This is a genomic window from Paenibacillus sp. J22R160 (genome assembly GCF_059692135.1).
Window position 1 is genome coordinate 1 of the sequence record NZ_JCAUAU010000005.1, and the last position, 22,077, is coordinate 22,077.

The 22,077-nt window shown below is 46.8% G+C and carries 25 protein-coding genes; 3 read left to right on the plus strand and 22 right to left on the minus strand.

All coding sequences use genetic code 11. From position 1 onward, the window contains the following. The 5 genes from AC58UW_RS13770 to AC58UW_RS13790 all read right to left on the minus strand — a co-directional run. A partial coding sequence (locus tag AC58UW_RS13770) for a CehA/McbA family metallohydrolase (RefSeq protein WP_497421213.1) occupies positions 1–3,708 on the minus strand: 3,708 nt, incomplete at its 3' end. A 32-nt stretch (positions 3,709–3,740) separates the two neighbouring features. Further along, the gene (locus AC58UW_RS13775) at positions 3,741–4,847 is read right to left on the minus strand and encodes a HupE/UreJ family protein (RefSeq protein ID WP_497421214.1); all 1,107 of its coding nucleotides are present in this window, start codon (positions 4,845–4,847) and stop codon (positions 3,741–3,743) included. Between the two features lie 20 nt (positions 4,848–4,867). Next, positions 4,868–6,094, minus strand: coding sequence for an ABC transporter permease (locus tag AC58UW_RS13780; RefSeq protein ID WP_497421215.1), 1,227 nt, complete (start codon positions 6,092–6,094; stop codon positions 4,868–4,870). Beyond that, positions 6,081–6,779, minus strand: coding sequence for an ABC transporter ATP-binding protein (locus AC58UW_RS13785; protein WP_497421216.1), 699 nt, complete (start codon positions 6,777–6,779; stop codon positions 6,081–6,083). The genes AC58UW_RS13780 and AC58UW_RS13785 overlap by 14 nt, the downstream gene beginning before the upstream one ends. After that, positions 6,779–7,297: a hypothetical protein gene (locus AC58UW_RS13790; protein WP_497421217.1), complete on the minus strand. Its 519-nt coding sequence runs from the start codon at positions 7,295–7,297 to the stop codon at positions 6,779–6,781. The genes AC58UW_RS13785 and AC58UW_RS13790 overlap by 1 nt, the downstream gene beginning before the upstream one ends. A 288-nt stretch (positions 7,298–7,585) precedes the next feature. Here AC58UW_RS13790 and AC58UW_RS13795 point away from each other — a divergent pair, with 288 nt between their 5' ends. Next, on the plus strand, positions 7,586–8,131 hold the full coding sequence (locus tag AC58UW_RS13795; protein ID WP_497421218.1) for a TlpA family protein disulfide reductase: 546 nt from the start codon (positions 7,586–7,588) through the stop codon (positions 8,129–8,131). Between the two features lie 78 nt (positions 8,132–8,209). On the opposite strand, the gene AC58UW_RS13800 is transcribed toward AC58UW_RS13795, so the two are convergent. The 5 genes from AC58UW_RS13800 to AC58UW_RS13820 are packed head-to-tail and all read right to left on the minus strand — an operon-like array spanning position 8,210 to position 12,348. Further along, positions 8,210–8,992, minus strand: a complete 783-nt coding sequence (locus AC58UW_RS13800; RefSeq protein WP_497421219.1) for a tyrosine-protein phosphatase — start codon at positions 8,990–8,992, stop codon at positions 8,210–8,212. Between the two features lie 46 nt (positions 8,993–9,038). Further along, positions 9,039–9,827, minus strand: coding sequence for a phosphonate ABC transporter ATP-binding protein (gene phnC / locus AC58UW_RS13805; RefSeq protein WP_497421220.1), 789 nt, complete (start codon positions 9,825–9,827; stop codon positions 9,039–9,041). A 19-nt stretch (positions 9,828–9,846) separates the two neighbouring features. Beyond that, positions 9,847–10,638, minus strand: coding sequence for a PhnE/PtxC family ABC transporter permease (locus AC58UW_RS13810; protein WP_497421221.1), 792 nt, complete (start codon positions 10,636–10,638; stop codon positions 9,847–9,849). Continuing rightward, on the minus strand, positions 10,635–11,417 hold the full coding sequence (phnE, locus tag AC58UW_RS13815; protein WP_497421222.1) for a phosphonate ABC transporter, permease protein PhnE: 783 nt from the start codon (positions 11,415–11,417) through the stop codon (positions 10,635–10,637). The genes AC58UW_RS13810 and phnE overlap by 4 nt, the downstream gene beginning before the upstream one ends. Positions 11,418–11,454: 37 nt before the next feature. Further along, the gene (locus tag AC58UW_RS13820) at positions 11,455–12,348 is read right to left on the minus strand and encodes a phosphate/phosphite/phosphonate ABC transporter substrate-binding protein (RefSeq protein ID WP_497421223.1); all 894 of its coding nucleotides are present in this window, start codon (positions 12,346–12,348) and stop codon (positions 11,455–11,457) included. 212 nt (positions 12,349–12,560) lie between these two features. Between AC58UW_RS13820 and AC58UW_RS13825 the strand changes: the two genes are divergently transcribed. Beyond that, complete coding sequence (locus tag AC58UW_RS13825; protein ID WP_497421224.1) at positions 12,561–13,208, plus strand: GntR family transcriptional regulator; 648 nt, start codon at positions 12,561–12,563, stop codon at positions 13,206–13,208. A gap of 207 nt (positions 13,209–13,415) precedes the next feature. On the opposite strand, the gene AC58UW_RS13830 is transcribed toward AC58UW_RS13825, so the two are convergent. Together AC58UW_RS13830 and AC58UW_RS13835 are read right to left on the minus strand one after the other, a co-directional pair. Then, the gene (locus tag AC58UW_RS13830) at positions 13,416–13,670 is read right to left on the minus strand and encodes an EexN family lipoprotein (protein WP_497421225.1); all 255 of its coding nucleotides are present in this window, start codon (positions 13,668–13,670) and stop codon (positions 13,416–13,418) included. A gap of 2 nt (positions 13,671–13,672) precedes the next feature. Next, positions 13,673–13,879 carry a hypothetical protein gene (locus tag AC58UW_RS13835; protein ID WP_497421531.1) on the minus strand — a complete coding sequence of 69 codons (207 nt, stop codon included), beginning with the start codon at positions 13,877–13,879 and terminating at the stop codon, positions 13,673–13,675. On the opposite strand from AC58UW_RS13835, the gene AC58UW_RS13840 reads away from it, so the two are divergent. Beyond that, positions 13,827–13,982 carry an anthrone oxygenase family protein gene (locus AC58UW_RS13840; protein WP_497421515.1) on the plus strand — a complete coding sequence of 52 codons (156 nt, stop codon included), beginning with the start codon at positions 13,827–13,829 and terminating at the stop codon, positions 13,980–13,982. The two genes, AC58UW_RS13835 and AC58UW_RS13840, sit on opposite strands and share 53 nt — an antisense overlap. Before the next feature lie 82 nt (positions 13,983–14,064). On the opposite strand, the gene AC58UW_RS13845 is transcribed toward AC58UW_RS13840, so the two are convergent. The 10 genes from AC58UW_RS13845 to AC58UW_RS13890 all read right to left on the minus strand — a co-directional run bounded on the left by AC58UW_RS13845 (position 14,065) and on the right by AC58UW_RS13890 (position 22,062). Further along, the gene (locus AC58UW_RS13845) at positions 14,065–14,400 is read right to left on the minus strand and encodes a thioredoxin family protein (RefSeq protein ID WP_497421226.1); all 336 of its coding nucleotides are present in this window, start codon (positions 14,398–14,400) and stop codon (positions 14,065–14,067) included. A gap of 143 nt (positions 14,401–14,543) precedes the next feature. Continuing rightward, a complete protein-coding gene (locus tag AC58UW_RS13850) occupies positions 14,544–15,512 on the minus strand; it encodes an MBL fold metallo-hydrolase (RefSeq protein ID WP_497421227.1) in 969 nt (322 codons plus the stop codon). 2 nt (positions 15,513–15,514) lie between these two features. Further along, positions 15,515–16,315, minus strand: a complete 801-nt coding sequence (locus tag AC58UW_RS13855; RefSeq protein WP_497421228.1) for a hypothetical protein — start codon at positions 16,313–16,315, stop codon at positions 15,515–15,517. A gap of 104 nt (positions 16,316–16,419) precedes the next feature. Then, positions 16,420–17,802, minus strand: a complete 1,383-nt coding sequence (gene accC, locus AC58UW_RS13860; protein WP_497421229.1) for an acetyl-CoA carboxylase biotin carboxylase subunit — start codon at positions 17,800–17,802, stop codon at positions 16,420–16,422. Further along, positions 17,799–18,323 carry an acetyl-CoA carboxylase biotin carboxyl carrier protein gene (accB, locus tag AC58UW_RS13865; RefSeq protein ID WP_497421230.1) on the minus strand — a complete coding sequence of 175 codons (525 nt, stop codon included), beginning with the start codon at positions 18,321–18,323 and terminating at the stop codon, positions 17,799–17,801. The genes accC and accB overlap by 4 nt, the downstream gene beginning before the upstream one ends. Positions 18,324–18,368: 45 nt before the next feature. Next, positions 18,369–19,382, minus strand: a complete 1,014-nt coding sequence (gene accA, locus AC58UW_RS13870) for an acetyl-CoA carboxylase carboxyl transferase subunit alpha (protein WP_497421231.1) — start codon at positions 19,380–19,382, stop codon at positions 18,369–18,371. Position 19,383: 1 nt separating this feature from the next. Continuing rightward, positions 19,384–20,241, minus strand: a complete 858-nt coding sequence (gene accD / locus AC58UW_RS13875) for an acetyl-CoA carboxylase, carboxyltransferase subunit beta (RefSeq protein WP_497421232.1) — start codon at positions 20,239–20,241, stop codon at positions 19,384–19,386. Positions 20,242–20,243: 2 nt separating this feature from the next. Continuing rightward, positions 20,244–21,173 (minus strand): ACP S-malonyltransferase, encoded by a 930-nt coding sequence (gene fabD / locus AC58UW_RS13880; RefSeq protein ID WP_497421233.1) that lies wholly within the window; start codon positions 21,171–21,173, stop codon positions 20,244–20,246. 14 nt (positions 21,174–21,187) lie between these two features. Continuing rightward, positions 21,188–21,589 (minus strand): holo-ACP synthase, encoded by a 402-nt coding sequence (acpS, locus tag AC58UW_RS13885; RefSeq protein ID WP_497421234.1) that lies wholly within the window; start codon positions 21,587–21,589, stop codon positions 21,188–21,190. Positions 21,590–21,594: 5 nt separating this feature from the next. Then, entirely contained in the window at positions 21,595–22,062 is a 468-nt protein-coding gene (locus AC58UW_RS13890) for a 3-hydroxyacyl-ACP dehydratase FabZ family protein (protein ID WP_497421235.1), read from the minus strand. Positions 22,063–22,077 lie beyond the last annotated feature (15 nt).

Below are 22,077 nucleotides of genomic sequence, written 5' to 3' on the forward strand. Positions count from 1 at the left end.
CCCGCCACTGGAGTTCACCGGCGTGCTGTTTGCGATAACCGCCAAGGATGCTTTATTGTTATTAACCTCTGGCTTAACTGTGATGCTGTTCTCTGCATTGCCAACACTTACAGTATAGTCATTTACATTAGCATTGAAGGTAGGGTTCAGGTCGCCTGTGCTAAGTATTAAGTCTTTAAGTGTCGCGTCATCAGACTGTGGAGCAACCGCACGATTTACTACAACGGTATATGTTTTCTTCGTCTGGTTCTCAGCCGTTACTTCAATGGTGATCAGGTTACTACCGACGTTAAGACTAATCGGACCATACTCCCCGCCACTGGAGTTCACCGGCGTGCTGTTTGCGATAACCGCCAAGGATGCTTTATTGTTATTAACCTCTGGCTTAACTGTGATGCTGTTCTCTGCATTGCCAACACTTACTGTATAGTTAGTTACATTAGCATTAAAAGTAGGATTCATGCTGCCTGTTGTGCTAAGTTTTAAATCTTTCAGTGTGGCATCATCGTTACTACTATCCTCGACGACGAAAATCGGATTTGTGTAGGCGAATTGTCCGTTATTGGCCTCAAGTTCCATACGCAAGAAATCACCAGGAACTACTTGAACAGTGAGTTGTTCAGTAATATCATCTTCGCTTGGCGTCCATTGCTGAGCAACAATGCCATTTTTGATCAAACGCACATTCGTCAGACCTTGCTCCGAATAACCAGTGAAATCGAGGTCAACGTTGCCGCCGTTCTTGGGAACTCCGACATCTTCACCCATCATCTTTCCATTCATGTTAAAAGTCAGATGAGGCCCGTTGGTTCCGTAATATGTTCCGTTGGTTAATACTTGCAAGATGTTTTGTTTCTCAAGTACCGGCATGTAGCCTCTGATATAATTGGCCCCGACTTTACCAGGATTATGCGCATCAGAGTTCGAAATGCCGTATACATGCCTGCCTTGTTTATTTAACTCGTCCCATTTGGCAAAAGCTTTGGCATTGACGGGATGCTTCGGTGGATAAAAGCCATTCCATACTTCGATACCGGTGAAATTATCTACATCCCAGTTATCCCACTCCAAACCAGGGTAAAAAGGATGGGCAATATAGTGGATACCTTTCCCGTTGTTACTAGCTTTTGTTGCATCAATATATTGCTGCGCCGGCAAAGTCCAATCAATGACATCTTTAATATTATAGGCCAGCGAGTGACCTCCAGATGTCGAAATTTCCTCACCCCATAAAGCCACAAAATCATCACGATTCTCTAAAGCGACATCGTTCCGTTGATTGATCGTATTGTGGTCCGTCGCTGTCAAAAAGTCCAAACCCTTGTTTCTTGCCGATGTGAAATTGTCGTGAATCGATCCGCTTCCGTCACTCCATTTGCTGTGGGAATGATTATCCCCGGCGTACCAGCCTGTGCCTTCAACAAAAACGCGTTGCGACTTGGAAGTTAAGATATTATTTTGTTGCTTAATATCAACGCTTGCTGTTCCCCGGCCCCCTTCCAAGGAACTTAAAGGCCATTCCACGGTCACCGTGCTGTTAGGAGCGATCGTTCCGATTGTCTGCTCTTGTTCTTTGGTTGTCGTCAGATTAGCCGATAGAAGCAAGCTTGCCTTCAATCCATCGACCGGCTGCGTAGAGCTGTTGGTCACCGATAACTGTGCCGTCACTTCTGCTCCAGGAGTTATAATACCTGATGGGGTCAACTTAAAGTCGGTTTTGACACCCGTTTTCTGTTTCAGAAATTCTTCATAAACAGCACTCACTGCTTCATATTTATTGGTGAGACCTACGGTGCTGGCAGCTACCAAATAACGCTTCAGTTTGTAATTTCCGCCTGCAGGAATCGTCACCTGCTTCTGGCTTCCCAACCATTGTGCGTAGCCCATTGCACTAAAGCCATCTGCAAAGTCGCCATCATATATAATGCCAAATGCTTCAGGATCATCGCCGTTGTACATCGAAATCCATGGCATGCTGGGCTTGCTTCCGGCGACTGGATTGAGAAGGCTGGATACAACGCCAATTCCCGGCACATAAGATGTATTACTGCTGCCATCAACGTCCATCGCGTCACCGATCCATACGGTTTGCGGTTCGCCAGACGGATTCGTAATGACGCTCTCCGCATAGACCCAATCTTCGTTTGGTTTTATCGTATAGGTCGTCTCGATGGGAAAAGGCGTATATACGTCATCAACAACACCACTTGTTTTGACTACGGATTGGAGATTTGAATTTTCCACAATTTCCACACTTTGATTCTTTGCCGTTAAAACATTCCACGAATCCTGGGTTAACGGCTGGTCTCGGCTCACTAAGGGGAGATTGATCCAGTCAAGACCATCATTCCCTCCCTGAACAGCCATATCAATCGGCTTTCCAAGCGTCGCTCCATTTAGTTGAGAATCATTGAAAGTCTTTGCCACAGTCATAGCCATCTTCTGATTTTCCAGAACAATATCGTTTAATGTTCCTTCCGTTAAGCTGCCTGGAATTTGTTTGCCTGTGCTGGCCAATACTTCAATAGCTTCCATATACAAGTTAACATTATACGAAGAATTGATATTGGCGATTTCCACCGAATTGGAGGAATCGCTATAAGCCATTTTATTGCCCGTCAACGTATAAGTGCCTATGGGGAGCTCCATCGTATATTGTCCCTTGCTATCCGAAGTAGCGGAAGCAACCGCATTTGCGCCAATATTTCTTGCCGTTACTTTCACTCCGTTAACACCGGTGCCGTTGGCATCGTATACCGTACCAGTGACTGTAGCCAACTGTTCCTCATCCTCCAAGAGCGAAGGGATTTTATTTGCCCAATTGGCGATCTTGGCATATGGCGCTGTAGCATCAGGGTAGTCGGTAATGTGATAAACAATGATGTCTCGACTGCCGCCTGCATTAACACTGGCGTCGAACCACGCACCCGCAATGTAGCCCTGTGCGTTTAGTCCAGTAGGTTGATTCTCGTACCAGGCAATTCCGTGAGCGGGAATACCAGTAGCTGAGTTATCGCCGTCATACAAGTAGTTGCCCGTCCATCCAGACTGGTACAATTTATTAGCATTCGCGCCACTTGCAGGGGAAAAACCCAATCCCGGAGCATAGGCCAATTGCTGCCCCTGGTCAGGGTCCATCTGATAATTGATGTAACCTTTATAATCAGAAGTGCCGTTATTTTGCAGGTGCAAGGAAATCCTCATGATCGGCGCTTCTGGAAGCATTTGATAGGTTACCTTAGCTTCAATACTTGGATTCGCTTGGGCTGCGCCAGTAGCAACAAGTTTGGTTCCATTTTGCACATCGAGCGAATTGAAATCAAGCAGACTTCCGTTTACATTCCATTTATCCGTCATCTGGTCACTTAAATAAAACTGCGTCCAGTCCAGGTTTTCATCATGAACCGAATCATTCAAAACGAAATCGACAGGCAAATATTTCGCCCCGAATGAACCAGCAGCATTGTTACCAGCGTTCTTACCGGAAATAACTACTTTAGCTTTGCTGTTCTGTAAATAGTGATACGCTTCACCGTCTGCAATATCCTTACCATTCGGGCCATATGTAAAATTCAGCAGATCATTGCTTTTACCGGCCGTTACATCACTCGCCAGTGATAACCCTTGCGGGATCACCTGCAGCAAAACAACTGTAGAAAGAACCACAGGCAACAGCTTTTTTAATTTTTTACGAGTTTTAGCAAACATGATTTGACTATCTCCTCCGCTTATCGCGTCCTTTATATAATTCGTTCGATAAACCAATAAATGCCTATTGCACCGACTAGACCCGATACTACATAGCTCGTTTTTAACAGCCATTTCATTTTCGTCAACATCCAAACAACGGGCAAAAGTACGGCAAGAACAACGATTTGCCCCACCTCAACACCCAGGTTGAATGAGAATAATGATAAAGCGAAATGACTAGTCAACATACCCTGCAGGATGTAGGAAAATCCAAAGCCATGAATTAATCCGAAAACAAGGGTAACCAGCCAGCGCCATTGCAGCCTTTTCCAAAAGATGTTTTCTACAGCTACATAAACAATGCTCAACGCGATCATAGGCTCGATAATCTTTGGTGAGATCACAACAACTTCCATAACCGACAAAGCTAGCGTAATGCTGTGGCCAATCGTAAAGGCCGTGAGAATTTTCAAATAATCCCGTTTGCTTCCACCGGCAATAATAAGTGCGACGAGAAACAGCAAGTGGTCAATGCCAGACCATATGTGTTCCATACCAAGCCCCGTATACTGAAGCAAGATACTCGTCCAATCCGGGACCGCAATCGTGATGGTACTCATACCAAAAACCTCCGGTGTTAATACATGATGCTCTTTGTCAATGACCGTCTCTATATTGCGGTCTTCCGTTTTTAAGGTGACGAAGTTTTGATGCAGTGGATCTTCGCTCTTAAAAAAAAAGCTATAATCTAATTCATATCGACCAACCGGCTGCGCAAACGTGTATACCAGATCGAAACGAAGCATCGGAATTTCCTTCCGATCTTCAAGCCTCACCCCCTTCAAATCGACTTCTCCAGCGATTCCCTCATTTTTAACAGCTAAATTTGATTTCACATATTCCCATAAACGACTGCGAAAAGCTGCAACTTCCTCAGATTCGACGTACATATTATGATTGGCATCCAAATCAGGAAATGCCTGAAGCACTTCGTATGGATCCAAGAACAGCTCATATTGAATTACTTTATCCCGAATAGATATATCCGAATAAGCGATCGTTTGAAAATGAGCGTGAACGGTACTCACAGATATGGAGAAAAACATCGAAATTAACAGTAATACGGCAACTCCAAAACTTGCTTTTCGGCTATTCATCCTTATCCATCTTCCTTTCGTTAAACCGGATTCAAATATTGGGATACTTTGGTCCGGTAAGCGCTGAATGCTGGAATGAGGCTTCCTGCCATTCCGATGAAGCAGACAATGAAAACGACCGCGTAGAGTTTAAATTGAAAGACAGGAACAATACCGATTCCGTGACCACTTGTCATATAAGCTACAAAGGCTGTGGCGATACCGTATCCCGATGCTATTCCCAGCAGCGTGCCGAACAATATCACAACAAACGATTCTAGAAACACCAACATAAGTATCATAATCTTGCTGATACCTATAGCCCTTAATATCGCTACGGTCCGTTTTCTTTCCATCATAGAACTATACAGCGAAAGCATGATCGATAAACCTGCCATACCCAATACAGCGAAGCTGATCCAACTGAGCACTTTCTCGCTGCTTCCGATCATATCGAACCATTGGGCCAATACTTTGCCCGGGAAGACAGCTTGAGCTTCCTTACTAAGGTTGATTTCTTGGTACAAAGCGAACAAGTTGACATAACTGTCGGGTTTCACAAGAATCGCCGTCACACCCCGTTGCGTTTCCGAATGATTATTGCCCGCATCAGAAGCATCCATATGATCGTGGTTAATCCAATAGCTTTCCAACGGTGTGTAAATTCCAAGGTCAGCAGAACTATGAGTACCCGCAAGTATGCCAACCACGGTATACGGTTTATCTTTATGCTGCTCTCCTTCATCATGACCGGAAATAACGCCATGTCTTGCTATAAAAGTATCCCCTATCCTGAGATGCTCCTGTCGAGCCGCTTCGGAACCCAATACAGCTTCAAAAGGCTGTTCAAAAGAACGTCCTTCTATCAAGCTAAAGTAGGGAGGACTGCTAGGCTTCTCCTTAATTTGAAACAGGTCTGCGTTCGTGCCGATAATGCGAAATCCTTTGTAGTTATCACCCATGCCGATGGGCACCGCCTGAGAGACTCTCGTGTCTTTACGCAGCTTTTCAAAATAAGAATAATCCAGATTGCTCAGAGGTGTATCCGAAAGAAAGATGGTATTCATAACCAGTTGAGTAGAGCTCCCTTTGGACCCTACCAACATACCGTACGGCCCGCTTGTCCGCTTCATCCCTTCTTTCATGGCATCGGATACTAGCAATATGCCTTGAGCAAGTGACACCCCGACAGCTACAATGATAATCGTTACCATCGATTGCAGCTTCCGGTTCATAAGATTACGCCAGAGCATATTAAGCAGAAACATCGCGACTTGCCTCCACATCTCCTGCCACATGGTGTTTCCGCAAGTGGACGATATGATCCATTCGGCTTGCCAATTCCATATCATGTGTACTGAAAATCAGTGCAGAATTAAACTGGGAACACATTTGGACAAGGAGTGAAAACACGGCTTCCGCATTTGCACGGTCCAGACTTGCCGTAGGCTCGTCCGCCAATACAAGGGACGGTTTATTGGCAAGAGCACGGGCGATAGCAACGCGCTGCTGCTCTCCTTGACTAAGTCGATTCACTTTGTGGTGCAGTCGATGGTCAAGACCTACTCTCTCCAGCAGCTCCCGTCCACGTATCTTCCGTTCTTTCGGAGGAATCACTTTAGCAGAATGCATAGCGATCATTACATTTTCTAAGGCTGAGAAGCCTGGCAGTAAATTGAAATTCTGAAACACATAGCCGATATGAAGAGCGCGAAAAGCGTCCATCCGTGATTCGCTTAACTGCAGAATATCAGTCCCTAGTAACTTTATCTCTCCAGAAGAAGGGCGATCAATTCCTGCAATGATGTTGAGTAAGGTACTTTTTCCGCACCCACTCGGACCAACCAGAGCAATCTTTTGCTGAGCGTTTATTTCAAGATAAGGAAGTGTTAAAACGGTTATGCTCTGATGTTGCGAAGCGTATGTCTTGATCAATTGTTTAATCACCAGCATTATTCTAGCACCTCGATTTTATCTACATACAACCTTACTAGACTTACAAAGCCAGTTTGTTCATCTTTATATTCCCCAACTTCTAGCCTTCCATTGATGGCAAGCGGATGATCCGTTACATCCATCAATTGACCTTCTTGCAAGTAGACAACGACAATATCTGCTGGCCACTGCGCAAGTGCGGCGCAGAAAGGACACTGCTCCATCATGTATCGGGTTAATACGAAGAACTCGATTTCTGGAGTAAGAGGAGGAGCCATATATCCTTCCATCCGCACCGACTTCCCCGACAAATCTAATAATTTTTGAGAAGGTGTCTTATTGTTTATATCCGTATACAGGTCATCAAAAGTCAGCTTCTGGTATTCTTTTTTTACATGAGCAGCTGTAGGTACGGGAGATTTAGCCGTCTTTGGAACCGTTTCCTCCGCTTTCTTTTGACCGCATCCGCATAAACCTATAAGCAATGCGAAGGCCAATAGAGACAACATGCTCCTCTTGCTGATTAAGACTCTCAAAATTACGCGCCTCCCATTTCCTTGGACTTCTAATTTCGATCAGCATATAGAAAAACAGGATCAGTTTAACCGATCCTGTTGTTACGGATGCCATTCATTTTGTAACAATCAGTCCTGCTATATCAGTGTTAATATTATGCGGGTTTTGTCATCGCAACATTAAGTAGATATTAAGATCATGTTAAGTTGTGCTTTCTTATAGAAACGATATTGTATTAATCATTGAATTGGATATGATAGAGCTTATGCCACACGCAAACCAGTTTCACCGCAAAGGGGAAATATCCAATGAACAAAATGATCCTCAAACTCGTGATCGTCATCGCTTTAACATTGATTTTATATGAGGGTTATCAAACATACACGGAAACAAAAAATCTAAAACCTTTAACAGTGGGCAACGATATGAGGAATACTCGAACAGCGCCCTCCCTCTCGTTACAAGGATTGAATGGGGGAGAATATCAGCTAGGCAGTAGTAGAGAGAAGCCTCTAATTGTTAACTTTTGGGCAACATGGTGTGTACCTTGTCAAGAAGAACTTCCAGCTTTAAATCGGATATATAACAAATATCAATCTGAAGTCGATCTGTATGCCGTGAACGTTACCATGAAAGACGACGTGGCGGAGGTTCGCAATTTTTTAAAGAATCATGATTTGAATTTCCCTGTTCTGCTTGATTCAAAAAATGAGGCGGTAAAGGCTTATCGGGTCGTATTCGTGCCCACCACTTTTCTCATAGATACAAGAGGGCATTTAAAGGAAGCGATACATGTCCTTTCGCCAGAGCAGCTCGAAACGCGTATTCAAGCTTTGATTAATGATCAGGAGTAGGTTATTCAATCTATACCGACAAAATAATGTAAAAGAAAGAAGACACTCACGGAGAGTGTCTTCTTTCTTTACTTACAACTACTCCAAGCAATACGCTTGCAATTCCGCCAGCTTCTCAGGCGTCAGGCCGAACTCCTGCTCCAGAAATGACTCTACGCTGCCGTAATTTTCCTTAATCGCTCCGAACACGATATGTAAAAACTCCGCTCGAAGCTCCAGATTAACCATGAATTGTTCCACGTCTTCCGCAGACAAGAACTCCGCAAGCTGCTCCTTCATCTTCTCGTTCATCGGCTTCAATGTTGTATTTGAGATCAAGTAATCCTCGATAATCGTCTCTTCCGATACGCCCAGCGCAAGCAGGATAATCGCGCCGCCAACACCCGTGCGGTCACGTCCGCCGGCACAGTGGTGCAGCAGCCCCAGCTGATCCGGATTTTTCAGAATCTCCATCAGCTTGTGATAGGAAGGGTTCTTAATCGCCATTTCCACATACATGTTCCCCAGCATGTCCTTTTCCATATTCTTAAACTCACCGGAACGCAGCAGCTCACGCATGTCAGCAGGCGCCTCTTTCTTCATCGCTGGGATACGAATATTCGTCACGCCCTCGAATGCAGGGTCGGGCTTTTGCTCCGCTTCCAGATTGCCGCGATAGTCGAAAATCGTCTTAATGCCCAGGGACTGAAAAAGGGCCTTATCCCTTTCTGTCATGCCTGTCAGCTCCGCCGCTCGGAACAGAATGCCGTACTTTACTTTACGCCCATCGGCAGCTGGATAACCGCCCATATCGCGGAAGTTTAGCACACCTTCAAAAGGCAGTACACGGTTACTAGGATATTGTGTCAGATGGATTGTCATGAGATTCCCTCGCTTTATATGTTGTGGTTTAGATTGGCAGGCAGCCTTAAGCGTACTTAACTTCGCGGACAGGCTCGAACATTTCGCTCTCTTTTCCTTCGTAAATCATCTTCGTATGAAACTCCGTCAGTGCCTCCGGCGGGCCGTCGAAAACCATTTTGCCGGCTTTAATGCCAATGATGCGGCTTGCATACTTCTTCGCCACTTCCACCTGGTGAAGGTTAACCAGGCAGGTGATGCCCTGATCCGTGCAGTTGCGGTGAATGGCGTCCATAACCACCTCGGACGACTTCGGATCGAGCGAAGCGATCGGCTCATCCGCCAGTATGAGCTTTGGCTGCTGTGCGAGCGCTCGGCAGACACCGACGCGCTGCTTTTGACCGCCGGACAGTTCGTCCGCACGCTTATATACTTCATTTTCCAAGCCAACCTTGTGCAGCATCGCAATGGCTTCCTGTTTATCGGCTTCACTATATCGATTGAACACGCCAGCGAACGAGCTCATATAGCCTAGGCGTCCATGGAGCACATTTTCAAGAACGCTTAGCCGATTGACCAAGTTATAATGTTGGAAAATCATGCCGATTTGCGAGCGCACCTGACGAAGCTCCTTGCTGCCCGCTTGCTCGACACGATGCCCAAGGAAATCAATGACGCCGGAGGTTGGCTCTATGAGCCGGTTGATCGAACGCAGCAGTGTTGACTTGCCTGCGCCGCTCGGTCCAATAACGGCAATAAATTCTTTCTCCCGTACCTGCAGATGCGTAATATCCAGCGCCGTCGAGGTTTCATTATATTGTTTTTTCAAATCGTTAATGGTTAATAGGATTGACATAGGGTGAGCCTCCCGCAGGTTAACGTCCACGCCCGACAAGGCGAATTCGAATGAGATTGGTGACCATTTCAAGTAAAAATAACGTAAGGAATACGACCAGCACGCCCATCATCAGTGGAGCAAATTCGTAGAACGAGATGTATTCCTGCAAAAGTACGCCGATGCCGCCTGCACCGACCATCCCAAGAATGACGGTTTCCGCTACGGTCATTTCGAAGTTGAAAGCGATAAGCGCCAGCAGCGAAGTTAGCAAGCTCGGCAGTACGCCGTTGAAAACGACATGCCACCAAGTTCCGCCTGTTGCCCGGATTGCCTCCACTGTTTCCCGGCCGCCTTCATCAATTTGTGCCGCGAACGCTTTGACGAGGAACGAAACCGTCGGGAAGATCAATCCAAGCACACCCGCCATCGGCCCGAAGCCCATCGAAGCAACCGCCAGAAGCACCCAGACCGTCGTCGGTATTGTCCGAATGACAACAATAATCGAACGGAGAATAACGGACACGATTTTGCTAGGACGCGTCACATCCGCGATGATAAAAGCTAGACACAAAGAAATAATGACAGAGATCACAACACACAAGAAAGCGACGACGACAGAAGTCACGAGTTCGGCGAGAAGCATTGGCAGCTCATCCAGGGACAATTTGGCGAATTTGCTGGCAATGTCTGGGACGCGCCGCACACCCTCCATAAATTGATCGAAGCTCAGATTGAGATAAAAAAGGCTGGGTACGAACAGTACGAGCATCCCCCAAAAGAACAACTGCTGGTTGCGTTTCGTCGGTTTATGTGAGATAGCTATTTTCATATCAACCGCTCCCTTATACGCTGCGTGACATATTCGACCGCTAGAATCATGAGAATCATAATGGTGATAACCGTCGCTGTTTTACTGTATTGAAACAGATCCATCGTCAGCTTAATCTGGCTGCCAATTCCCCCGCCGCCGACTAAGCCAAGCACCGCGGAAGCTCGGATCGTGATCTCGAACATAAACAGCGTCCAAGAGATATACCCAGGAATTAACTGGGGAATGACCGCATGCTTCAAGCGCTGCAAGTATGTGGCCCCGGTTGCATTGATTGCTTCGAGCGTATGCTTGTCAACCTCTTCAATGGCCTCTGCATACACTCTCGCTAGAAACGCAACGCCGAACAAGATCAAGGATAAAATGCCCGGCACCGCACCTACGCCGAATATGACGACGAGGAACGAGGTCCAAACCAGAAACGGCACGTTGCGGAAAAACGAGATGATCCCGCGAAGCACCACGCGGAATGCAGGATGCGGCGTTGTGTTGTGCGCCATTAGGAAGGCGATCAGAATCGCAACTAGCGAGGAAATCGCCGTAGCCACGACACCGAATGCCAACGTATCGAAGATGGGCTTTACATATTGCGCCACATCCGAGACATTCGGCGGCATGAAATCAACCACGAGAAAGCGGATGAACAGCGGGATACCGATTAGAAATTCAATGAGATCAAACTTGATATACCAGATCGAAAAGATAAGAGCAGCTGCAAAGAGGAATAGCGACAAACGTCGTTTTGCCTTCTTCTGCCTGACCATGATCTCTGCTTGCATGTAAGTACTACTCCTCTCGGCTAAGCCTGGCTGATGATTATTTCAGCAAATCTTCCGGGCTCAAATTAAGCATTTTCGCTGTATCCCGAATATTGTCATAGTTCTTGTCGTTCGCTTCAACAAATTTAGCATCCGCAGAACCGACGGCGTTCAGGAAGTAATCCGGATTATTGTAGCCGAGCAAGAATTCTTTGACCTTCGTTTTCATATCTTGCGGGATACTGCTTCTGATTCCGAGCGCTGTACCTGGCAGAGAACCGGATTCACCGATAACGCGATACGCGTCTTTTTCGATCAAACCTTTCGCTTCCAGCGTAGCTGGCATGATGGATGCTGTTGCAGCCGCATCGTACTGGCCGCGAATGACGCCAAGCACCGCTTTGTCGTGACCGCCTGCAAAGGAAACTTCTTTAAAGAAGCCGCTCTCTAGTTCCTTTGGCGTCACGCCTAATTGCTTGACCAGCACGGACTTCGGTAACAAATGCCCCGTTGTAGAAACCGGATCGACGAAGCCGAATGTTTTGCCTTTCAGATCAGCGAGCGTTTTGATCGGGGAATCCTTTTTCACGATAAAGATGGAAGCTGGTTTACCCGCCATGCTTGGCAGCGTAAGCTCTGCGATCGGCTCAACCTTAGCCCGTTCAACGGCTACAATATAGGAGAAAGGACCGAACAGTGCGAGGTCCGCTTTATTATTTTTCATCGCTTCAATTGCAGCGTTATAGCTCGTTGCTTTAAAGGACTCTACGGGAACACCCAGTTTCTGAGAAAGCTTAGTCTCGAAATCCTTGTTAATTTCAGCCCGTTTCGCGTCATTTTCTTGCGGCAAATAGGCAATAACGAACTTCTTCGGGGAGCCGCTCGTGCTGCAGCCGGCAAGGATAGTAAGCAAGAATAGAGCAGTAAGTAGTAAAACAATCGACTTTTTCATAATGTCCTCCTCAAATGGTTGAAACGCTTGATAGTTAGATTCAACTTGTATACAACTAGAATTCTATCTGCATAATGTTTGCGGAATATTTTCGTAACATGATGATTTTGTAAAGAAACCTTAACTTGCGAAAACGTCTTTTCATGGCATATGATACAAGGTAGACACGCGGGTCCACCCCCAAAACATCGTGCGAGAGGACTAGCAAGCATATGGCTTCCGTATCCTTAATTCAAACTGCATATGAATATATTCATAGACAAATCATGCTGGGAGAGTTCATGCCCGGCACACTCTTATCTGAAAATGAACTTGCCGACTCACTTAACATGAGCCGAACGCCGGTGCGCAGCGCTATAACGCAGCTGGAGCACGACGGACTGGTTGTTTCTCTGAAGAACCGCGGCGTCCTGGTCAAGGAGCCCTCCCTGAAAGAAGCGATGGATATCATGGAGATTCTGTATGCGTTTCAGCAGCTGGCCTTGGAGCATATTGAAACCCACGGCGAGGTGCCGGACCTCAAGAAGCTCAAGGAATGCCTCGATCTGCAGCTGGAAGCGACAGGACGAGACGCTTACTACCTCTATGTCAAATACACGCTGCAATTTGCGTACTATTTCATCAGCATCCTGAACAATAGTGCCATGCTTAAGATTATGGAGCTTTACATGGATAAAATTGTGCTCTATGCGACCATTAATTTTAAAATCACACCGCATGAACCACACTACTCCGGCAACCGGGTGAATCAGGCGCTCTATGACGCCATTGCTGCTAAGGATTGGGCAGAAGTTCGCCGCATCGTCAAAAGCGCCCATGACCATAACCGGGAACGGATGGTTCGATTGGGCCGCATATAACGCCAAAAAGCGTAAAGGACTGAAACGTCCCTTACGCTTTTTCGTTGTATTTTCACGGGAACTAGAGTCCTCTATTCAAAGAAAAACAAGCTGTTTCCTCTCTGAGAGGAACTACAGGGCCTTATCTAGCCTCCATGGCATGTTTCTCAGGTGAAATTGGCAATATAGCGGAACGTAGTGTCCCTTTCATCTGGAGAATGTGCCTTTTCACAGAAATAACGGACTATAGTTCCCTGAAGGCATCGACACAGCTTCATCAATGAAACAAACAGCCACACCTATACCAACATTTCCATTATCAAAAGGAGCTTTGTATAGAATAAAGGGCCTTTCCAGAACAGTGCCTTGATATACGATTTCGCGGCTTTCTTTTTTATGACTTTTATAAAATGCTTCTTCTACTGTCTTGCTTTTACATCCAGAAACACTCAAACAAATTATAATAAGGATTAATTGCACCATTCTTAATTCAACACAAGCTGCCCTTTTCTCAGCTTGGCTATGTACACAATTTGCCCTGTATGATAATGAATCTCTCGTACCATAGCAATCATTAAGTTAATTACCGTTGTTTGATTGTTTACCTGGCTATATGTCAGAGGTGGCAAATCGAGAAAAATGGAACCGCTTAACCGAATCGCCGACGCTTGGAACCCCGACCAACTACCCACCGATTGGGAACAGGTGCGGCAGCGCTGGTTCACCTTGCATATTGTCCGCACAGCATTTGCCGTCGGAGCGTTCATTACACTTCTAGCGGCTCACACCGTCTAATCGGGCTGGCTCCCAGCATGATCGATTGAAAACAAATAAGGTCTACATAAGTTATGTAGACCTTAGCATGATGATAGGAAAATCACACGCATGAATCGCCCATTGTTGCATATCGATCGATAGTCTGCAGCAAAACTTCTTTACTTTGTTGCCCAACCAATGTTTCCACTTGATAACCATCTTTAAACAGCATCAAAGTTGGCACGCTCAATACGCCGTATTCCGTTGCAAGTTCTTTTTCCTGATCGATATCAACATTAGCAACGGTAGCTTGATGTCTTACTTCTTGAGCTAGTTTGTCGGTAATAAGAAGTTGTTCTTGACAAGGCTCGCTCCCAGGCGTATAAAAGTTAACGAGCGTGATTCCATGGTTGATCTGTCCCCTGAAAGTCTCTTTCTTTAATGAAATACCCGCCACCTTGTGACCTCCTCATGTTTGATGCCTTTATCATCCACACACTGCTTGCCTATTTTTATTGTTAAGATTCTCTCTTTCATTCCCTTTTATTCCGGGCGGTACCGCTCAACGCGCTAAGCGCGGATCTCATTAGATATTTATTTTTAACAAACGTAATAGTGCCATACTTGACCAACCCGCTTTTTACCTACTTTCTTATGCATTTCCAAGTAATCCAGACAACCGATGATCTCTGACATTACAAAAGGGAACTCGCTTATGTACAGGTCTTTGTATAAAGCAACGCCAAGCTCGCTAGGCATCGAGATTCCGCTAGCAACCAGCTGCCAGATCCTGTTCACCCTTCGATGAATCTGCTGTAATCTCTTCGAGATAAGCTGTTTATATTGATAAATCGGTTCACCATGTCCGGAAAATGTCGTCACCATATGAAACGGCAGGCACCTCTGGAGCGAAGCCACATGTTCGATAAGAGACGGCAAGCGCCGTCCCGTTTGATCAGGTTCAATGAGAGCGCTGCTCGGCATATGGCTAATCATCAGATCTCCGGCAAATAGCCATTTACGATGTAGAACACGCAGAGCAATGTGATCAGGCGAATGGCCCACGGTTTCTATGACCTGCACCCCCGCGACGGTATCTCCATCCTTTATTGGGACAATTTCTCCGACAATTCTATGCTCATTCGCTGATGCAGCTTCCATTAATTTCTTCACGTGCTGTAAACCTAAGCCGCCACATCCCATGGATTGATACAGTTCTCGAAAAAATTGAACCCTTAATTTCAAAAAATCGCTGTTTCTCTTTAGCCTGTAAAGCGATTCGCGATGGGCGTAGATCGGAATGTCATGATTGCAAGTAATTCTATTGATAATACCGATATGATCGGGGTGACTATGTGTGACGATAATCCGATCCAAATCTTGAATGGCAAATCTATTAACGGCCATCGTTGTCAGAAATGCCCTCCAGCATTCTTCTGAATCGACCCCCGCATCAATCAAAGTGAGCGAACCGGCTTCCTGTAATAAATAAAAGTTAAAGGTACGCAAGCTGCGTGAAGTCGGAACGACAATCGGATACACAGAACACCCTGCTTCCGTTATTATCAAAGCTATTTCAATCTCCTTCTAGCGTGTTCAGGCTTGTTTATTTTTTCTTTATGGACAGATACCCACTCCATGTTGACTTCATACGTAATATTCAAGCAATAACGCAAGACTGCCGTGACATGTTCCTTCCAATTTTGAAGTGTTTCAATCGTGCATCCTCGCTGCAGAGACAACTTAATGAACACTTTATTCCTATCAACTTTTACGGAATGAATCTGCAACATGGAATCTGCCGAGAGGGATACGATATCCCGTATGCATTGCGGGTATATGGTTATTTTATCCCTCGAGAACGCCGGCTTCACCAGAATAACTTCTTCTCTCTGCTTGCCGAAATGGATGATTTGCTTACTAAACCAGCCGACATACGTTTTCTCGACTTCATCAGGAAGAATTGGAATCACATGATAGCCGATACGGCGACGTTCTCCGGCCAACTTCAACTCTTCCTCCGTTTGGAAGGATTCAATAGACAACCATGCAATGGCATTCGGCAAATCCAGACGCTGCGCAATCTTCTCCACCATCTTCTTGGAAGTACCAATCACCAATATCTTCTTGATCCCGGACCTCATCATATAGTTATATACTTGCTGGCGATGGGAGTCTGCGAAAAAAATAGCTGTTTTCGTAGCCGCATACGCGGTGCGTTCATTTTTTGCGGATTTCCCTGCTACTCGCTGTTTGTCCATGATTAGAATGCCGTCATCCACTACAGCATCAATCTGATAGAGAGCAATAATCTCACTGGATTTATAGCTCTTGCCGGTACCACTTTTGCCATACAATCCGTATACTTCCATATCTGCACCACTCCATCTTGATTAGCAGCCTCATTCCCCTTCGTAGATGGCGATAAAGGGATCATCATAATGATCCCTTTATCTAATCTCTCCCCCAATTACGGTTACGACGCCGGCGCATCATTCGGTGTGTTCACATCGTATTCTTCCAAAAACTTGATATCAAAGCTTCCGCCAACAAATACCGGATGCTGCAGAAGACTTTGATGAAAAGGAATTGTCGTACGTACGCCTTCTATAAAGAACTCACCAAGCGCACGTTGCATCCTTGCGATAGCATTATCCCGATTCTTGCCCCACACAATTAACTTGGCAATCATGGAATCGTAGTGCGGAGGAATCGTGTAATCAACATAGACAGCGCTATCGACACGAACCCCAAAGCCACCTGGCGGCAAATAAAATTGAATTCTACCCGGCGATGGCATGAAATTCCTTTCAGGATCTTCCGCATTAATGCGGCACTCGATGGCGCAGCCCCTGATCTCGACATCCTCCTGGCGAAATGAAAGCTGATGTCCTTCCGCTACACGAATCATTTCTTGCACGATGTCGACGCCGGTAACCATTTCGGTTACGGGATGCTCCACTTGAATTCTCGTATTCATCTCCATGAAATAAAAGCTTCCGTCCGTACTTAGCAGAAATTCCAATGTCCCCGCCCCGACATAGTCGACCGATTTGGCAGCACGTACTGCCGCTTCGCCCATTAGTCTTCGTATTTCCGTAGTCAACGTTGGACACGGGGATTCTTCTACAAGCTTCTGGCGCCTGCGCTGGATGGAGCAATCTCTTTCGCCCAAATGCACCACGTTGCCATGATGGTCCGCAATGATTTGAATCTCCACATGCTTCATGCCCGTCAAAAATTTCTCCAGATACACACCCGCATTGCCGAAAGCCATCTGAGCTTCCTGCTTGGCGGCCGTTACCTGGCGGACAAGTTCATCTTCATCGTGAACGACGCGAATTCCCTTGCCGCCACCGCCGGCAGTCGCTTTAATGATGACGGGATAGCCGATGTCCCGTGCAATTCGGATGGCTTCCTCGGTGGAATCGACGATGCCGTCCGACCCCGGAATAACAGGGACTTGCGCCTCTTTCATCGTCTGCTTAGCTGATGACTTATCCCCCATCCTGGCGATGGCAGATGCGGAGGGTCCGATAAACTTAATGTTGACGCTCGAGCACAACTCTGCGAAATCAGCGTTCTCCGCTAGGAAGCCATAACCTGGATGGATAGCGTCTGCTCCTGTTAACATCGCCACACTGATTAAGTTGTCGAAGCGAAGATAACTGTCCTTCGAAGCGAACGGACCGATACAATAGGCTTCATCAGCCAATTGTACATGCAGCGCGTCGCGATCCGCTTCCGAATAAACAGCCACCGATTGAATGCCAAGCTCTTTGCAAGCCCGGATAATACGTACGGCGATTTCCCCGCGATTGGCGATAACCACCTTTCTGAACTGCCCAACATCGCTCATATCGGCTTCACCAGAAACATCGGCTGCCCATATTCCACGAGTTGGCCGTTTTCCACCAGAATCTGCACAATTTCGCCTGCACATTCCGCTTCGATTTCATTCATCAGCTTCATGGCTTCCAGGATGCAAACGACGGTCCTTTCTTTTACCTGATCGCCTACTTTTACGAATACGGGTTTATCAGGAGAGGGGGCGTGATAGAAGGTTCCAACCATGGGTGATACAATCGGTTTGAGTTCCGCTTTCGGGTCCACTAGTAGGCGTGCAGGACTAACCTCTTCAACGGAAACGGCCGTTTGCATATAGGAAGGTTCCTGCTTCAGAGAAGACGGCTGAATCGGTTGATCGATCAGAATCGCGGGAGAAACGGGGCGGTAATCCGGTTGTGCCGTAGCGCTGGCTCTCGTGTTATTATGTTTGCAGATCATTAATCGCAAGCCTTCATTTTCGAGCTCCAGCTCCTCAATGGAACTAGCATCGATCGTCTTAATCAATTCGTTAATTTCTTTAAAGCTCAGCATGCTGCAGTCTCCTTCATCCGACGTATCCTTATGCCATCATAAGGATTACACGTTGATTAAAATCTCGGTATGCATTACTTGGGCACTTTTCTTATGAATTTTGGGTTCACTGGCATCGAAAGTGAAGGTTCCCATCTTCCGGAATTTCTTATAGCGGTCTTCACGCAATTGTTTTTTGTCCATTACCTGCAGCACCCGCAGATGTCGAAGGACGGCATTTTTTAATAGCGCCGCCTGTACTTCCATACTGGTAGGAGACGGTTCAGGGATGATGTCATCAATGATGCCAAGATCCAGTAAATCCTGAGCTGTAATTTTCATTGCTCCAGCAGCTTGTTCCGCCTTAGACGCATCTTTCCACAAAATGGCCGCAGCCGCATTCGGCGAAGCAACAGAATAAATCGCATGTTCCAGCATCATGACCCTGTTCCCTACACCTAGAGCCAAAGCCCCGCCGCTGCCTCCCTCCCCAATGACAATACAGATCACTGGGATATCCAGCTTGGACATCTCATACAGATTACGGGCGATCGCTTCAGATTGCCCCCGTTCCTCGGCTGCTTGACCCGGGAAAGCACCGGGGGTATCGATAAAAGTAATCAGCGGCCGGTTAAACCGATTGGCCTGGTGCATAAGGCGTAACGCCTTACGGAAGCCTTCCGGATGGGGCATTCCGAAATTTCGGCACAGATTCTCCTTTGTGTTCCTTCCCTTTTGGTGACCAATGACAGTCACAGGAGTCCCGTTTAATTTGGCAATTCCGCCTACAATGGCTTGGTCATCTCCAAACAATCGGTCTCCTTGCATTTCGAAAAAATCTGTAAACATGTGCCGGATATAATCCAGTGTTGTGGGACGCCCCGGATGCCTGGCGATCTGCATCTTTTGAGCCGCAGTCAAGTTATTGTAGATTTCATCCTTCAATGTGTCGAAACGCTCTTCAAGGATTGAGATTTCATGTTGAAAATCCATTTTCTTATCCGTCGAAAAGGAACGCAAATCTTCGATTTTACCGCGAAGCTCCGTAAGCGTTTGTTCAAAAGGCAGATCATTGCGCATACTAAACAACCTCCTTATGGGATGGATGAAGCTCCAGCAATTGAGCAAGCGATGCTCTCATTTCTTTCCGGTGAACGACTCGATCCAGTTGTCCATGATCTAAATGAAATTCCGACTTTTGGAAGTTATCCGGCAGCTTTTGCTTAATCGTTTGTTCGATGACGATACGTCCGGCAAAACCGAATGCCGCGCCGGGCTCAGCCAAGATAATGTCGCCAAGCATGGCAAAGCTTGCGGAAACGCCACCGTAAGTCGGATTGGTTATTACGGAAATGTATAATCCACCCTGTTCCTGAAACTTGGCGATCGCTCCACTGGTTTTGGCCATCTGCATCAGACAAAGGATGCTCTCCTGCATGCGGGCTCCGCCGGATGTGGAGAAAATAAGGAGCGGCAGCTCCTGCGCCATTGCAGACTCGATCGCCCTCGTCACCTTCTCGCCGACAACAGAGCCCATCGTACCTGCGAAGAAGTCAAAGCTCATGATCACACCAACAAGGGGCATCCCGTTAATTTTACCTTCTCCCGTAACAACGGCTTCCTTAAGACCAGACTTCTCCTTCTGTACCGCCAATTTGTCTGGATACCCTGGAAATTCGAGCGGATCCTTGGAAATCATGTCCGCGTCATATTCCTTAAAGCTGCCCTCATCGAACGTTTCTTTAATCCGCTCATGCACACTTAGCTTGAAATGGTGATCGCATTTCGAGCAAACCTTGGAGTTTTTGTCCAGCTCCTTAAAGTATTGAATCGCTGTGCACTGCGGGCATTTGCTTAACAGTCCGTCAGGGATTTCTGGCGGAGTACGGTCTGATGCCGAGGTAATTGTGGCATACGTTTTTTTTCTTTGAAATAGCATGGTTACACCTCGCATTGCAGTAACGCATCCGGGTGATTAATGGAACGCACCGTTACCGAACGGTTTATTTTTTTGATAAGACCAGCCAATACGGTCCCCGGACCAATTTCATAGAACGTATCCACGCCACGCGCGAGCAGCCATTTGATGCTATCTTCCCAAAGGACGGGAGCAGATACTTGCTGGATGAGGGATTGGCGAATCGCCTCAGGATCGGTTAGCGGCTCCGCCGAAACGTTAGCGATAACTGGAATCTGTGCAACTTTGAAGGGCACATTAGCTAGCAGTGGAGCAAGCTTATCCCCTGCCGGCCGCATCAGAGATGAGTGAAACGGTCCGCTGACCTCAAGCGCCAGTACCCGTTTGGCACCACGCTCTTCCGCCCGTGCTGATGCTTCGCGCACACCCTCCATGGTCCCAGAGATGACAATTTGGCTTCCAGCATTTATGTTCGCCAACTCCACTAGTCCCGTTTCGCGGGTTACTTCCTCACAAAGAAGCGCTAATTCTTCTCGGTCGAACCCGATCACAGCAGCCATCCCGCCTTCACCGAAAGGGACCGTTTCATCCATCAACCTCCCGCGGGCGTGAACGATTCTTACCGCATCCGCAAAACGCAATACGCCGGAAGCCACGAGTGCGCTATATTCACCAAGGCTGTGCCCCAACACATAATGAGGCGTAATACCTGCTTCCCGGAACGCTTCCAGGTAAGCAACACTGGTTGTAAGAAGCGCAGGTTGTGTATGATAAGTCTTCTTCAGTTCATCTGCAGGACCATGAAAAATCAGATCACTTAGCGGGTAGCCGAGCACCCGATCCGCTTCCTCAAAGATGGCGCGTGACACCGAGAATCGATCTACGAATTCTTTGCCCATCCCTATGCTTTGCGCTCCTTGTCCCGGAAATACAAATGCGATATTCGGATTCACAGTATCCGCTCCTTTCAATGGTTTATAACTGCCTCTATCCTTTCGATCATCACTACCGCTGCTGCGGTATGTTTGGTGTGCGTGATGGTTACATAAGAGCGAATTGGCTCCTTGTACTGATTCACCAATACAGCTGGAATCATCAATTCCGGTTTGCCCAGGCTATCGGGCAGAATCTCAAGACTTTTGGGGGTAACAACACTCGAAAGCCCCGTACCAAAAGCTTTAGAAGCAGCTTCCTTAGCGGCAAAACGTCCAGAGAGCCATTCCGTTTTCCGCCTCGGAGCCCGCAACTGTTCGTACAAATGGAGCTCCCGTTCTGATAGCAATAACCGGATGAAGGAGTTTTCTTCTCTTGCCACGATTCTCTGAATCCGTTCAATATCAACCAAATCAAGTCCAATTCCGATCAACATAGCGGCTATCCCTCGGGGAGGAAAAAGATTAGTTCGCCTTTTGCTACTTTGGCTTGCGTATTGCCATTGGTAATCCGCACCTTGGTTGTATGATAATTGCCGAGCTTCTCCTTCATTTCCACGGTGATGTGCAAAGTGTCACCAGGACGACTTGGATTAATAAATCGGAAGTCTTGCGTCCGGACCAAATATCCGATGCGCGATTCCGTAGTATCCGTTTCTTCCAGTGCAATCGATAACAGCATACTCGCCTGTGCTGCCATCTCAATCATTAGAACGCCTGGAACGATCGGTTCCCCGGGGAAATGACCGGCGAAATACGGTTCATTATAAGCAACATTCTTCACGCATTCGATTGTATTGCCTTCCAAACGAATCACTCGGTCGATAAATAGGAACGGAGGCGCTTGCTTCAATATTTGATGCGGTGGTCTGTTCAGCACGTCCATGCGCTTTTGTTCCAATACGCTCATTCGTTATTAACCCCC